Consider the following 14,042-nt stretch of genomic DNA (forward strand, 5'->3'; position numbering starts at 1 on the left):
TTTACTTCGAGACGGGCTTGCCTTTGATTGCCTGCTCGACCTCGGTCGCCACGAGGCGGGCGTCCGTCCCCAGCGACCTGTCGGCGTGATCTGTGCCGGTGGCGTCACCGGTAAAGCCGTAGCGTGCGTCTGACACTGCGCCGCATACCCGTGCCAACGCGGCCTGTGCGTCGTCGCTCAGGCGAGTGCGTAGTGGTCGCAGACCCTCGTCAATGTGTGTGGGTGCCTCGAGAGGTGTGAGCGTGTCCGGCCAGCCGATGCGCGGAGCGAGTCGGTCGGAGAGGATGCGCCAGGCGCGCTCGGGCTCTGTCAGGGCATGAACGGGGCGCACCCTGTGGCGCCACCACAAGGCGGCGGCCACGGCGAGAGCTACGACGATCAGGCCGGCCACCGCCCACCAGCTGGTCACCGGAGCGGCGGTGGTGTCGACGCTACTGCCGGGGTCAACGCCCAGATCAGGGTTGGAGATATCGCCGGGATTCTCCGGCGCGCGTCCCTCGGGGAGGTTAATGACGGGCTCGTTGATGCCTTGCGTGGGGTCCGCGTAGATGGGCGGCGTGCCGGTCTGAATCGCAGGAGTCGGTTCGAAGCGCACCCATCCCTGATCCGCGAAGTAGAGCTCAGGCCAAGCGTGTGCATCTGAACCACGGACCACATACGTCTCATCCTCCGTGACGGTGCCACCGAGGAAGCCAACTGCCAGCCGGGCTGGGATGCCGAGTGAGCGCGCGAGGACCACCATCGTCGTGGCGAACTGGACACAGTATCCAGACCGTGCGTCCAAGAACTCCGACACCGAATCGTCGCCAGTGGGACTCACCGTGGTGTCGTAGGTGAAGTCGAGCGGACTGCGTAGATACTGCTGGAGCGCGAGTGCCTGCGCATAGCGCGTGTCCGCCCGGTCAGTCACGTTCTGAGCCACAGTGTGCACGCGGTCGAGATCGATGTCCGGTGCCACCTCGAGGTAGCGGGGGTCGAGACCCTCGTCTGCCCCCTCGTCGATCTGTCCCTGTTCCTCGATCAGTGAATCCTTGTCGTGGTAGTCCAGGTCGGTCACCACTGAGTAGGTCAGTCCGTTGGTGGTCTTGTCGGAGCTGGTGACCTCGTCACGCGAGGGTACGTACGACCACCCGGGGCCCACGTCCACCGTGCGTGGAGCGGTGGGCAGCGGCAGGTTGCTTTCGGAAAGTGAGCGGACCTGAATGTCGAGACGTTCACGATTGCGGCCAGACCAGTCGTCCACCGCTGTGGGCCACAACACGCCGTCGGTCGCCGGCACTGACTCGTCAATCGGCTCGTCGCGCTCCCACGAATTGCCGTCGAAGTCGGTCAGCGTGTAGAGGCGAAGCGCCTCGGGGCGCGAGCCCGAGGTCGCGTAGACCATGACGGCGGTTCCTGACTTCGTGGTGAGCGAGCTGCGCAGGTCGAGCGCCAGGTTGAGGCGTGTGGTGCCATCGAGGCCACCCGGTGCCTCGAATCGAGGGATCATGCCCCACCCGGGGGCCCCAACGCCCAGGGGGGCGACGAGCGCAGCAATCGCCACCACCGCGCCAGCGGTCACCGCTGCACCGGTGAGAGTGTTGGGTCGACCTCGCCCCGTGGGGGCACGGGTCAGCACCATTGCTGCCACCCAACAGCCAATGGCAGCCACGAGCAGGGTGATGGAAACCTGGTGCTGCAGTATCGCGGCCGGGAGCCACGCGAGGAGGAGCAGAATGCCGGCGGTCGCGGTGAGGCCCCACGAGACTGTGAGATATTCGCTGACCAGGAACAGCGCGAGCACCGAGCCAGCAATGATCGCCGCGAACCCTGGTGTCGCGGTGACGGGAATGGTCGACACCTCGGCGTGATGTATTCCCTGGCCGAGGGCGGCCCCGAGGTCTCGCAACGCGCCAATGGTGGGGAACGTGTGATGTGACCCATCCTCACGGGCCGCGAAGTCCCAGATCATGAACATGAACGCGGCGACCGCGCCGATGGCAGTCGGAACCCACCTGGACGCCGTCCGAGTCCGCGCGAATGCCACCACGGCGGCAACCGCCAGGACGGTCACCACTACGGTGCGCAACCACGTGTCGTAGTGGATCATGACGGAGAGTCCGCCCAGCCCGAGCAGGGCAGCGACGGCGATCAGAATAGTGACGAGCCATGAGGGTCGGTTAGCGCGTGACGCGCGTGAGTTTTTAGGGCGGCGACTCATTGCGACCCTCCGGCAACAAGTTCAGTCCACACGGAGGCCAAGTCGTCTCGCACCGACGCCGTGACCACCTTCCAGCCGGATCTGTTGAGCGTTGCGGCGGTATTCTCGGCACGCTCGTCGTGGCGAGGGCCGTCGCCGTTGCGCACGATTGCCCACGCGCGGCCGGACTCGCCCAGCGGTACCAGCGATGCGAGGATGTCGTCCGCGAGCGGATCGCACACGGCGATGACGACTTCTCCCTGGGTTGCCTCGTGGGTCGCAATCCGGACCGCGGCACGGGTGTGGTCGAGTGCGTTCTCGCGACTAAGCGGCACCTCAAGGTCGAGTGTCGCATTGAGAATTCGAGAGCGGGCGCTGTCGTGATTGTGGGCATCGTTGACCTCGCCTACCTCCGGGGGAGCATTGGAGCCGATGAGGCGCACAGGGTGACCAGACGCGAGCACGGAAACCGCGACCGATGCCGCGGCACTGATGCTCCACTCGGCGGCAACCGGGTTGACGGGCAGGTCCAGCAACACAGTGGCGGGCCTGACGCCGGCTCGCTCGTCAGCACGCACCACCATGGTTCCGCGCCGTGCGGTGCTCTTCCAGTGCACCCGGCGAAGGTCGTCGCCGTCCCGATAGTCCCGTAGGGATGAGTCGTCGGCGGAAGGCATACGTGCCCCCAGCACCACTTGATCGGCCTGACCCATCAACGCGCCGGTCGCCGCCGTGAGGTCGATGATGCGCGGCCAGACGGGTACGTGTTCGACGCTGCCGGCGGCGACGTCCGCCCACATCATGCCGAGCGGTTCGGAAACTTTAACGAGCGCGGGTCCGAGCGGCCACCGGCCACGGAGGGAGGGATGCACCTGATAGTCGAGGCGTAGCTCCTCGGCGGAGCGGCCGACCGTGGCCTTGGTGGAGAGCCCCCCGGTGAGCTCCGCCGCTGCCTGCTCGCGTACGTCGAGGGCGGACGCTAGGGCGTTGCTTATGCCGAGTCGTTGGCGGTGCCGCGCGGTACGGATGCTGACGTTGACGGTTCCGCTACCGCCGGCAGACAACGGATGGGGGACAACGGTCCGCCACGCATCGGGGAATCTCCGGCGGAACATTGCCACGGAGGCGAGCAGCCATGTTGCTGCGATGAGCACCGTGGCGGCCATCGACACGCCGATCCAGACGAGTACGGGGCTCGCGAGGCCGATGCCGAGGATCACGATCACGACGCCGGATGCTCCCATGCCGATGCCCCGGGGGGTCATCACGGTGATGGTCCCCAGGTCGCGAGAGCGGCGTCGCTTCATTGTGCTGGCGCGGCCTGGGTGCGGGTGAACGCCCTCTCACGGTGCGGAGCCACGTCGCGGGCTTCGGAGGGGACGGCGGTACGTGCGAGGATCTCGCGGATGACCTGGTCGGACGTGCGCCCGGCGAGGCGCGCCTCGGTCGACGAGATCAGACGGTGGGCAAAGACCGGCACCGCGAGCGCTTTGATGTCATCCGGCAAGACGTGGTTGCGGGCCGCCATCGCTGCGCGTGACTTCGCGGCGGCGAGGAGCTGAAGGGCCGCTCGCGGCGACGCGCCCAGGCGGAGAGCGCCGTCCGTGCGAGTCGCCGTGGCCAGGTCGACGATGTACTGCTTGATGGCTGGCGCCGTGTACACCCGCCGCGCGATGTCGACCAAGCGCGCAATCGTCTCGGTGTCTGCGACCGGAGTGACAAGGCTGAGGGGGTCGACGCCGTCGTGGGACTCGAGCATCGACATCTCGTCCTGAGGTGAGGGGTAACCAACCGAGACCTGCGCCATGAAGCGATCGCGCTGTGCTTCGGGGAGGGGGTACGTGCCTTCCATCTCGATGGGGTTCTGCGTCGCCACCACCAGGAAAGGACGGGGAAGGGGGCGCGTGGTGCCATCGGACGTCACGGACCGCTCGGCCATCGCCTCGAGTAGTGCGGACTGAGTCTTGGGCGACGCGCGGTTGATCTCGTCCGCGATGACGACGTTCGCGAAGACGGGGCCGGGGCGGAACTCAAACGACGCATCGGCCGCACGGAAAATGCTCACACCGGTGACGTCGGATGGCAGTAGGTCCGGCGTGAACTGCAAGCGTCCGAGCGAGCAGTCGATGCTCGCGGCAAGTGCTCGGGCCAGCGTGGTCTTTCCCACGCCGGGGACGTCTTCCATGAGGAGGTGGCCCTCGGCGAGCATCGTCGCGAGGGTGGCAGTAACTGCCGTGTCCATGCCGGAGAGCACGGTGGAAATCGACTCCCGGATCTGCGAGGTGACGTCCGCAACCTCGGTCAGTTCCGCCTCAGTGGGCAGCGGCTGTGACATGTGCGCTCCTTTACGTAACCCCACGAGCCTATGCGATACGCGCAAGTGACAATGTCACTCCACTTAATTAACTGCTGAGTTACCTGGATATATGCCTGGGATTGGTCGTCAACTCTCTCGAATCCCCCCAAATGTGGAGAGAAGTGGAGTAATGTGGGGACAACTGGCGAGTCGTGGCGTTGGGGAGGTGATTGGACGTGTCGGAGACAACCGCACATGGGTTGGGCCCTACCGGGGTCTTCCTCGGCACGTTCACGCCCAAATTGGACGACAAGGGCCGCCTGATCCTGCCGGCCAAGTTCCGTGGCCGCCTCGCTTCGGGGCTCGTGGCAACGCGCGGACTCGATCGCTGTATTTTCCTGTTCCCGCTTGACGAGTTCGCGAGCATCCACGACCGCCTGCGCAAGGCGCCGCTCGAGAACAAGAATGCGCGTGACTACCTGCGCAACTTCCTGGGCTACGCCTCCGACGACATCCCCGACAAGCAGGGGCGCATCTTGCTGTCGCAGCCGCTGCGAAAGTACGCGGGCATCGACCGTGAGGTCGCAGTCGTGGGCCTGGGCTCACGCGTGGAGATCTGGGACATCGACGCCTGGAACGAGTACCTCGAGCGCGGCGAGGACGAATATGCCGCCACTGCAGCAGAAGTTTTTGACGACATGTAACACCGACATGCCCCGTGGCCTCCTCCCGCGCCGCTCTGACGGACTTCCCCCCGACAGAGAGCCGGAGGGAGACCTCGGGACATGTCGCCCATGTACACCAACACGAACCAGCAAGGAGGGGCAATGACACACAGCGCAGCTTCCCGGCACCAGCCGGTCATGCTAAAGCGCTGCGTCGATCTCCTTGCCCCAGCGCTGGAGGCGCCCGGCTCGATTGCGATCGACGGCACCCTGGGCATGGGCGGCCACACCGAGGCACTGTTGACACGCTGTCCCCACGTGACCGTCGTGGGTATTGACCGTGACACCGATGCGATCGCGCTCGCGAGCGAGCGTCTCGCGCCCTTTGGCGACCGCTTTGTGGCCCACCACGCGGAGTACGACGATATTGCGGGTGCCCTCTCGCTCGTGGGAGCGACCACCGCCAACGGAATTCTACTCGACCTGGGCGTCAGTTCGCTGCAGATCGACGAGGCCGATCGCGGATTTTCCTACGCGCAGGATGCTCCGCTGGACATGCGCATGAATCGCGACGATGAGGTGACGGCCGCCGATCTTCTTGCCGATCTTCCTGAGCGAGACCTGGCCCGCATTTTCCGCGAGTACGGCGAGGAGCGTTTCGCTCCACGTATTGCCCGGGCCATCGTGCGCCGGCGCGAGACCGAGCCGGTGACGCGCAGCGCTGACCTGGTCGAACTGGTCCGCGTCGCGATTCCGGCCGCGGCGCGCGCGAAGGGCGGCAATCCGGCCAAGCGCACGTTCCAGGCGTTGCGCATTGCCGTCAACCGCGAGCTTGAGGTATTGGAGCGAACCATTCCCACGGCAATCGAGGCCACCCCGGTCGATGGCCGCATTGTGGTGATGTCCTATCACTCCCTCGAGGACCGGATTGTGAAACAGGCCTTCGCCGCAGGCGTCGTGTCCTCCGCGCCCCCCGGGATGCCCGTCATTCCCGACGAGGACCAGCCGTACCTGAAGGCCCTCACTCGTGGCGCGGAGATGGCCACCGAGGCAGAGGCCGAAGACAACCCTCGCTCCAAGCCCGTGAGGCTGAGGGCCGCGCAACGTACCCGTCTCACCCCCATCGAGCGACTGAGGAGAACAGCATGAGTGCAGCACCGTTGCGACAGCAGCGTTCCTCGGCGCGCGCGGGGGCGCCCCAGGCAAGCCCGAGGCAAGCCGCACGCCGCCGCGAGCACTTGCGTGCCGTCGCTGCTCCCGAGCAGGTGCGATCGATGGTGCCGTTCGCCTGGTTGTGCGTCTCGATCGTGCTTGGGTCCATGGTGGCGGTGCTGATTCTCAACACCACGATGGCGAGTGGCGCTTACGAGCGCCGCGACCTCAAGATCGAGATCGCGAGCCTGCACCAGGAGCGTGCTTCGCTCGTCACGCAACTCGAATCGAACTCTTCGCCGCAATTCTTAGCGAATGAGGCTGCCGACATGGGTATGGTTCCCGCAGAGACATTGGGATTTGTCTCTCTCAAGGATGCGGTTGTACTCGAGTCGGAGGGGCAGTAGATCGATGGCATCGGCTCAGCGCTCCGTCGCACCGACCGTAGGCAAGCCCGTCAAACGCCAGCGCATCCTCGCGGTGCTGCTTCTGGCGTTGCTGGTGGTATTCGCCGGTCGACTCGTGCTCGTGCAGGGAGTCCAGGCCGCTGAACTCTCCGAGGAGGCGCTGGCCTCGCGGCTCGTCACTACCGAGGTCGACTCCGAGCGAGCAGACATCGTCGACCGCAACGGTGTGGTCCTGGCAACCTCGGTCAAGCGGTACAACGTTGGCGTCAACCAGAAGCTCATTGCCCAGTTCAAGCGCACCGAGAATCAGCAGGTAGTTGCCGAGGGGCCGCTCGACGCCGCCAAGATTCTGGCTCCCATCTTGGGGCTCAAGGAATCTGAGCTCGCCGCTCAGATGGTCGGCGACAGCACTTTCAAGTACATCGCCAAAGACATCACCCCCGAGACCTGGGAACTGATCCAGGACGAGAACATTTACGGCATCGAGCCTGAACCCACCTCGGAGCGCATCTATCCGAACGGCGACATCGCCGGCAACGTGGTGGGCTTTGTCGCAGGTAGCGCCGACGGCCCAGGCGAACGCGGCGCGGCAGGCACGGAACTCGAGTACGAGGACGAACTGCTCGGCAAGCCAGGATCCATCACGTACGAGAAGGGTGGCGGAGGCACCATCATCCCGACCGGCACGCACGAGGAGACTCCAGCGGTCCCCGGCTCGACTGTGGTGCTGACGCTCGACCGTGACATCCAGTGGCAGACGCAGAAGCTCGTCGAGGCCGCAGTCAAGAAGACCGGTACCGAGCGTGCGATGGTCACCGTCGAGGACGTCCAGACGGGGGAGATTCTGGCCCTGGTCGACTCCGGCTCAGTGGATCCGAACGACCCCGGCGCGACCAAGGCGGATGCCCGTGGTGCCCGCACCGTGTCGACAGTCTTCGAGCCGGGCTCGACCGGCAAGGTGATCACCATGGCTGCGGCGCTCGAGGAAGGTGTCGCCACGCCCTTGTCGGAGTACAAGGCGCCCTACAAGTACACGACACCCAACAACCAGACGTTCCACGACTCACACGACTCCGGTACTCAGAAGCTCACGCTCGCGGGAGTGCTGGTGCACTCGTCCAACACGGGCACCGTGCAGATCGGTGAAAAGCTCTCTCAGGAAACCCGTTACAAGTACTTGACGGCATTCGGGTTTGGAGAGCCCACCAATGTGGGTCTACCCGACGAGTCCGGCGGAATCCTGCACCCCTGGGAGGAGTGGGACGGTCGTACCAAGTACGCGGTGCTCTATGGCCAGGGAGTCTCGGTGACCGCACTGCAGACCGCACAGGTGTACCAGACGGTGGCGAACGGAGGCGTGCGCCTGCAGCCCACCATCGTCAAGGGTCTCCAGCACCCGGACGGAACGTTTACGCCGCGCGAATTGGACGAGCCCACGCGGGTGGTGTCGGAGAAGACGGCGTCGGAGCTCATGCTGATGCTCGAGGACGTGACTGAGGACGGCACCGGCAAGAACGCTCAGATCGAGGGCTACCGAGTAGCCGGCAAGACGGGTACGGCGCAGGCCGCCGATGCCAGCGGCAAGCTCACCAAGATCATCGCCTCGTTTGTGGGCGTCGCCCCCGCGGACAACCCGCGTATCGTCGTGTCGGTCATCATGTACGAGCCCAAGACTTCGATCTATGGTGGTGAGGTCGCAGCACCGCTGTTTAAAGATGTCTCCACCTTCGCACTGCAGGCGCTGCGTGTGCCGCCATCCGGCACGCCCGCCAAGCTGTACCCGACCACCTGGGAGTAATTTTGGCTGAGATGGCGCTACGGCCCGCCAGTGTTCCGTCCACCCCCTTGGCGGACGTCGCCAACCGCGCCGGCATTGCTGAGCTCGACACCCCATCAGCGGCTGTCCTGGTGACGGGGGCGACTGTCGATTCCACACACGTCGCGCCGGGAGACCTTTTTGGGGCGTTCCCTGGCTTCAACCGCCATGGTGCTGTCTATGCGGCCGATGCCGTGGCCGGTGGTGCCGTGGCTATCCTCACCGACGGGGCCGGTGCAGCACAGTTGGCTGACATTGGAGTTCCGGTCCTCGTGGCGGACGATGCGCGGCTCGCCATGGGCGAGGCCGCGGCGCTGATTTACGGTGATCCGTCACATGATCTCGTTTTTGTGGGTGTCACCGGCACCAACGGCAAGACCACCACTAGTTACTTCATCGACAACGCGCTCGCCGCAGCGCACCCGCACCGGGGCCTGATGGGCACCGTCGAGCTGCGCATCGGCGATCAAGCAATCGAGAGCCCACGCACCACGGTCGAGGCGCCGGTGCTGCACGCGCTGCTCGCCCGCATGCGGGAGGAGGGCGCGACAGCCGCCATCACCGAGGTGAGCTCGCACGCCGCCGAGCTCGAGCGCATTAGCGGCGCAGACTTCTCCGTGGCAGTCTTCACCAACTTGCAGTGGGACCACCTGGACTTCCACGGCACGATGGACAACTACCTGAAGGCGAAGGCCAAGCTCTTCGCCCCCGGCCGTGCCCGGCGCGGCGTCATCAACGTGGACGACACGTGGGGCAGGCAGCTCGCACGCGAGGTGCAGATCCCCGTCGAGACAGTCGCGACACGTCCCGATCGAACCGGTGACGAGGAAGCGCTCGCCGCAGCGGCATCGGCCGACTGGGCTGTGACCGACGCGGACGTTGGGCTCGACGGCGTGGGCTCGCGGTTCACCTTCCGTGACCCGCAGGGCGTGCTCCACCAAGCGCACAGCCCGCTGCCCGGCCTCGTCAATGTGTCGAACGCTATGGTCGCCATCGTCGCCGCTCACGCCGCGGGCATCGACTTGGCTGCCGCGATCGAGGGCGTCTCCACCGCGCACGGCGTTCCCGGCCGCATGGAACGCGTCATCGAGCGCAGCGACGTCGACCCGCTGGCGATCGTCGACTACGCCCACACGCCCGATGCGTTGACGCTCGCACTCGAGGGCGTACGACCCATCACACCCGGCAAGCTGATCCTCATCTTCGGATCCGACGGCGACCGAGACCAAGGCAAACGGCCAGTGATGGGCGAGATTGCCGCCCGGCTAGCCGACGTCATCGTCCTCACAGACGAGAACCCACGCTCGGAAGAGCCCGCCGCCGTGCGCGCGGCGATTCGCGCCGGCATCGAGCAGGTGCGCCCGGATCTCACGGACGTCCACGAGGTGGAGCCGAGAGTCGCCGCCGTCGAATTCGGGCTGCGCCTGGGTGGACCGGGAGACACCGTCATTGTCACAGGCAAGGGCCACGAGCCCACGCAGGAGATCGCTGGAGTGTTCTACCGCTACAACGATCGCGATGCCTACCTGCAGGCACACGAACGCATCGTCGCCGGCCGCACAGGCAGTCACGGCGCTAGCACCGGGGGAGAGTCATGAGGCAGTTGACGGCACAGTGGGTGGCGAATGCCGTGGGCGGAACGCTCGTCGCTGACGTGGACGTGCGCGTCGATTCCGTGGAGAAGGACACCCGAGATGTCGAGCCCGGGGCGTTGTACGCGGCATTCATCGGCGACCGGGTGGACGGCCACGACTACGTGGATCAGGCCATCGCGGCCGGTGCGACCCTGTGCCTTGTGCAGCACCCAGTGGGCGCGCCTCACATCATGGTTGACGACGTCACTGAGGCTCTGGGCCGGTTGGCTCGCGCCTACCTTGCGCTGCTGCGCGTTGAGGGGGACCTCACCGTGATCGGCATCACCGGCTCGAACGGCAAGACCACTACCAAAGACCTGCTGGCCCAGGTGCTTCCCGACGTGGTGGCGCCCGTAGGTAGCTTCAACAACGAGATCGGCCTACCGCTGACCGTGTTGCGTGCGGACGCCTCGACGCGCCACCTGGTGCTCGAAATGGGCGCGAGCGCGCCCGGCGACATCGCCTACCTGACGTCGATCGCGCCGCTCGACATCGCGGTGGTGCTCACTGTGGGATCGGCACACGTGGGTGGCTACGGCAATATCGAGGCGTTGGCCGCGGAAAAATCGACGATCATCGACGGTGTGATCCCCGGGGGGACGGTGCTGCTCAACGCGGACGATGGTCGCGTGGCCGGCATGCGCGACGTGCCCGCCGTGCACGACAAGAGTCTGACGGTGCGGACCTTTGGCGCGACAGAGGACGCCGAGGTGAGTTTGATCGCCTCGCGTGCGCGCCTGGTCGACGGCCGTGCGGAATTCACTCCCATGGTGCAGGCATCGTTCGCGTCCAGCGCGAGCTTCCACGACCCGGATGACCCCGGTCAGGGTGGGGGAGGCTCTGCCAGCGACGGATTTGTCGACGGTGCCGTGCCGTACGCGATCCACCTGGGACTCGTGGGCGAGCACCATGTGACCAACGCTCTCGCGGCCATTGCCGTGGGGTTGACGTGCGGGATGGAGTATTACAAGGCGATCGATGCGGTGGCTGCCGCCCGGCCCCTGTCCGCCCACCGCATGGCGGTCACCACTCGCGCGGATGGGGTCACCGTGATCGACGACTCGTACAACGCGAGCCCCGAGAGCATGCGCGCGGCACTGCGCGCCCTGATGGCTGTCGGATCCCAGGGACGCACGTTCGCTGTCATCGGCGAGATGTTGGAGATGGGCGAGGCGTCGATTGACGCGCACAATGACATCGGACTTGACGTGGTGCGCCTGGGCGTCGACCACCTGTTGGTCGTTGGCGACGGCGCACGACCAGCATTCACGTCCGCCGTGCGCGAGGGGTCGTGGGGCGACGAGGCCGCCTGGGTCGCTACGATTGAGGAGGCCCGCACGTTTGTAGACGAGCGTCTGGCCGCCGGAGACACCGTGCTGGTGAAGGCCTCGCACGGTGCGGGACTGTGGAAGCTAGCCGACCAACTTGTGGGAGTGAATGAATGAGAGCGGTCGTAGCTGCGGGAGCGATTTCGCTGGTGCTGTCCCTACTGGGGACGCCCCTGCTCATTCGCTACCTCACACGGCGTCAATACGGCCAGTTCATTCGCCAGGACGGTCCCGCCAGTCACCACACCAAGCGTGGCACCCCCACCATGGGTGGCATCGTCATCATCCTGGCGGCGGTCATCGCATGGCTGGTGGCCAACCTGGCCACGGGAAAACTACCCAATGCATCGTCGATGCTGGTGGTTTTCCTCATGGTGGGCCTCGGCCTCGTGGGCTTTCTCGACGACGGCATCAAGATCACTCGCGAACGCTCGCTTGGGCTGAGGGCTCGCTGGAAGTTTCTTGGTCAAGGCGTCGTCGGCATCACGTTCGGCATCCTCGCGCTGCAGTTCCCCAACGGTGAAGGGCTGACGCCCGCCTCGACGTCCATCTCGTTCCTGCGCGACACGGCGCTCGACCTCGCGTACTGGGGACCCGCAGTGGGCCTCATCCTCTTCATCGTGTGGTCCAACTTCCTCATCACCGCCTGGTCAAACGCGGTCAACCTGACCGACGGACTGGATGGCTTGGCCACCGGCGCCTCGATCGTGTTCTTCGGGGCGTACGTGCTGCTGAACATCTGGCAGGGCAATCAAATCTGCGGCCTCAGCGACAGCAGCAGTCTTTGCTACGAGGTTCGCGACCCGGGAGACCTGGCTATTCTGTCCGCGGCCATCGCGGGTGCGTGCTTCGGCTTCCTGTGGTGGAACGCTAGCCCAGCAAAGATCTTCATGGGCGACACCGGATCGCTCGCCCTCGGTGGCGCCATCGCCGGTCTCACCATCGTGTCGCGCACCGAGATCCTGGGTGGCATCATCGGCGGCCTGTTCGTCATCATCGTGATGAGCTCGGTGCTACAGATCGCGTCCTTCAAGCTCACGGGCAAGCGCATCTTCAAGATGGCTCCACTGCATCACCACTTCGAACTCATGGGCTGGGGTGAGGTCACCATCGTGATCCGCTTCTGGATCATCGCGGGGCTCTGTGCAGGCATCGGCATGGGGCTGTTCTACGCGGAATGGGTCAGTTCGCTGTGACGCTCGCTGACAAGCGCGTCCTGATTTTGGGCGTGGGCGTCGCCGGGACCTCCGCCCGCGCGGCAGCGCTGGACCTTGGCGCGACCGTCACCACGGTGGATTCCAACGGCAACGCCGATGCTGCGAGCACCGACGAGGTCAACCTCGCCGAGTTCGACGTCGTCATGGCGTCCCCCGGATTCTCGCCGCACAGCGAGGCCGTCCTGGCGTGCGAGGCTGCAGGGCTGGAAATCTGGTCCGAGATGGAGTTTGCGTGGCGCGTGCGCCGGGCGGGTGTGCCGTGGGTATTGATCACCGGTACTAACGGCAAGACCACCACGACGCAGATGGTCGGCGCCATCGCATCGGCCGCGGGCCTGAACGTCGCCGTGTGCGGAAACATGGGCGTACCCGTCATCGCCGCGGGGCGCGAGGAACACGATCTGGTGGCCGTGGAGATCGCCAGCTTGCAGCTTCACTTCAGTTCCACGATCGCGCCGCTCGCCGCCGTCGCACTCAACGTCGACGACGACCACACGGACTGGCACGGTGGCCTCGAGAACTACCGCGCGGCCAAGGCCCGCGTCTACCGCAACGTCGAGAAGGCGTGCGTGTATCCGGCGCACGATGCCAGCATCGAGGCCATGGTCGCGGATGCCGACGTGCAGGACGGCTGCCGCGCCATCGGCGTCACCCTTGGAGCCCCGGCCATCTCGCAGTTTGGCGTCGTGGATGGCGTCCTGTGCGAGCGAGCATTTACCGACAACCGCCGCACCGAGGCGCTCGAACTCGGCCACGTCGATGACCTCCAGCACCTGGTGTCTGGTGCCGTCCCGCCCTACCTCATTTTCAACGCGTTATGTGCGGCGGCCCTCACGCGAGCCGCGGGGGTGCCCACGTCCGCCGTACGTGACGGGCTGCGCGCCTTCGCTCTTGATGCTCACCGCACCGCCACCGTGAGGGAGCTGGACGGGGTGACGTACGTGGACGACTCGAAGGCGACCAACGCCCACGCCGTGATCGCGGCCTTCGGAGGACGCGAGGACAAGTCTGTGGTGTGGATCGCAGGCGGGCTGGACAAGGATCAGGAGTTCGACGACCTCATCCGATCCATCTCTGCGCGCGTGCGTGAGGTGGTGTTGATAGGGGTCGACCCAGTTCCGTTGAGCGAGGCGCTCGCAAGACACGCGGCAGATATCCCTGTGACGCGCATTGAACCGGGGGACACTGTGATGGCGCGGGCAGTTGAGGCCGCGCGCGACGTGGCACGGGCGGGAGACACAGTCTTATTGTCTCCGGCATGTGCATCGATGGATCAGTTCCGCAGTTACGCGGATCGCGGGGAAGCCTTCGCTCAGGCGGTGGAGGCGCTAGGGAGTTAGGACTGGGG

The 14,042-nt window shown here is 65.7% G+C and carries 11 protein-coding genes; 8 read left to right on the forward strand and 3 right to left on the reverse strand.

What is annotated here, in order from left to right; genetic code table 11:
* Position 1: 1 nt before the first annotated feature.
* The 3 genes from AOP73_RS07985 to AOP73_RS07995 are packed head-to-tail and all read right to left on the reverse strand — an operon-like array spanning position 2 to position 4,514.
* On the reverse strand, positions 2–2,200 hold the full coding sequence (locus AOP73_RS07985; RefSeq protein ID WP_061964507.1) for a transglutaminase TgpA family protein: 2,199 nt from the start codon (positions 2,198–2,200) through the stop codon (positions 2–4).
* Positions 2,197–3,486 carry a DUF58 domain-containing protein gene (locus AOP73_RS07990; protein WP_061964509.1) on the reverse strand — a complete coding sequence of 430 codons (1,290 nt, stop codon included), beginning with the start codon at positions 3,484–3,486 and terminating at the stop codon, positions 2,197–2,199. Before AOP73_RS07990 ends, AOP73_RS07985 begins: the two co-directional genes overlap by 4 nt.
* Positions 3,483–4,514 (reverse strand): AAA family ATPase, encoded by a 1,032-nt coding sequence (locus tag AOP73_RS07995; RefSeq protein WP_061964511.1) that lies wholly within the window; start codon positions 4,512–4,514, stop codon positions 3,483–3,485. Before AOP73_RS07995 ends, AOP73_RS07990 begins: the two co-directional genes overlap by 4 nt.
* Before the next feature lie 197 nt (positions 4,515–4,711).
* Between AOP73_RS07995 and mraZ the strand changes: the two genes are divergently transcribed.
* The 8 genes from mraZ to murD all read left to right on the forward strand — a co-directional run bounded on the left by mraZ (position 4,712) and on the right by murD (position 14,034).
* Positions 4,712–5,179, forward strand: coding sequence for a division/cell wall cluster transcriptional repressor MraZ (gene mraZ, locus AOP73_RS08000; protein WP_061964513.1), 468 nt, complete (start codon positions 4,712–4,714; stop codon positions 5,177–5,179).
* Positions 5,180–5,302: 123 nt separating this feature from the next.
* Positions 5,303–6,289: a 16S rRNA (cytosine(1402)-N(4))-methyltransferase RsmH gene (gene rsmH, locus AOP73_RS08005; RefSeq protein ID WP_061964515.1), complete on the forward strand. Its 987-nt coding sequence runs from the start codon at positions 5,303–5,305 to the stop codon at positions 6,287–6,289.
* Positions 6,286–6,699 carry a cell division protein FtsL gene (gene ftsL / locus AOP73_RS08010; RefSeq protein WP_061964517.1) on the forward strand — a complete coding sequence of 138 codons (414 nt, stop codon included), beginning with the start codon at positions 6,286–6,288 and terminating at the stop codon, positions 6,697–6,699. The genes rsmH and ftsL overlap by 4 nt, the downstream gene beginning before the upstream one ends.
* A gap of 4 nt (positions 6,700–6,703) precedes the next feature.
* Entirely contained in the window at positions 6,704–8,497 is a 1,794-nt protein-coding gene (locus AOP73_RS08015) for a peptidoglycan D,D-transpeptidase FtsI family protein (RefSeq protein WP_236683533.1), read from the forward strand.
* A gap of 11 nt (positions 8,498–8,508) precedes the next feature.
* Positions 8,509–10,113 carry a UDP-N-acetylmuramoyl-L-alanyl-D-glutamate--2,6-diaminopimelate ligase gene (locus AOP73_RS08020; RefSeq protein WP_061964970.1) on the forward strand — a complete coding sequence of 535 codons (1,605 nt, stop codon included), beginning with the start codon at positions 8,509–8,511 and terminating at the stop codon, positions 10,111–10,113.
* Positions 10,110–11,594 (forward strand): UDP-N-acetylmuramoyl-tripeptide--D-alanyl-D-alanine ligase, encoded by a 1,485-nt coding sequence (locus tag AOP73_RS08025; protein WP_061964518.1) that lies wholly within the window; start codon positions 10,110–10,112, stop codon positions 11,592–11,594. The genes AOP73_RS08020 and AOP73_RS08025 overlap by 4 nt, the downstream gene beginning before the upstream one ends.
* Positions 11,591–12,673, forward strand: a complete 1,083-nt coding sequence (gene mraY, locus AOP73_RS08030) for a phospho-N-acetylmuramoyl-pentapeptide-transferase (protein WP_061964520.1) — start codon at positions 11,591–11,593, stop codon at positions 12,671–12,673. The genes AOP73_RS08025 and mraY overlap by 4 nt, the downstream gene beginning before the upstream one ends.
* Positions 12,655–14,034 (forward strand): UDP-N-acetylmuramoyl-L-alanine--D-glutamate ligase, encoded by a 1,380-nt coding sequence (gene murD / locus AOP73_RS08035; protein ID WP_061964522.1) that lies wholly within the window; start codon positions 12,655–12,657, stop codon positions 14,032–14,034. The genes mraY and murD overlap by 19 nt, the downstream gene beginning before the upstream one ends.
* Positions 14,035–14,042 lie beyond the last annotated feature (8 nt).

It is taken from the genome of Demequina aurantiaca, assembly GCF_000975135.1.
GTDB classification, from domain to species: Bacteria; Actinomycetota; Actinomycetes; order Actinomycetales; family Demequinaceae; genus Demequina; species Demequina aurantiaca.

Excerpts from the sequence above, each read along its gene's own strand:
- AOP73_RS07985 (WP_061964507.1), bottom strand. The coding sequence starts at position 2,200 with ATGAGTCGCCGCCCTAAAAACTCACGCGCGTCACGCGCTAACCGACCC.
- AOP73_RS07990 (WP_061964509.1), bottom strand. The coding sequence starts at position 3,486 with ATGAAGCGACGCCGCTCTCGCGACCTGGGGACCATCACCGTGATGACC.
- AOP73_RS07995 (WP_061964511.1), bottom strand. The coding sequence starts at position 4,514 with ATGTCACAGCCGCTGCCCACTGAGGCGGAACTGACCGAGGTTGCGGAC.
- rsmH (WP_061964515.1), top strand. The coding sequence starts at position 5,303 with ATGACACACAGCGCAGCTTCCCGGCACCAGCCGGTCATGCTAAAGCGC.
- ftsL (WP_061964517.1), top strand. The coding sequence starts at position 6,286 with ATGAGTGCAGCACCGTTGCGACAGCAGCGTTCCTCGGCGCGCGCGGGG.
- AOP73_RS08015 (WP_236683533.1), top strand. The coding sequence starts at position 6,704 with ATGGCATCGGCTCAGCGCTCCGTCGCACCGACCGTAGGCAAGCCCGTC.
- AOP73_RS08020 (WP_061964970.1), top strand. The coding sequence starts at position 8,509 with ATGGCGCTACGGCCCGCCAGTGTTCCGTCCACCCCCTTGGCGGACGTC.
- AOP73_RS08025 (WP_061964518.1), top strand. The coding sequence starts at position 10,110 with ATGAGGCAGTTGACGGCACAGTGGGTGGCGAATGCCGTGGGCGGAACG.
- mraY (WP_061964520.1), top strand. The coding sequence starts at position 11,591 with ATGAGAGCGGTCGTAGCTGCGGGAGCGATTTCGCTGGTGCTGTCCCTA.
- murD (WP_061964522.1), top strand. The coding sequence starts at position 12,655 with ATGGGTCAGTTCGCTGTGACGCTCGCTGACAAGCGCGTCCTGATTTTG.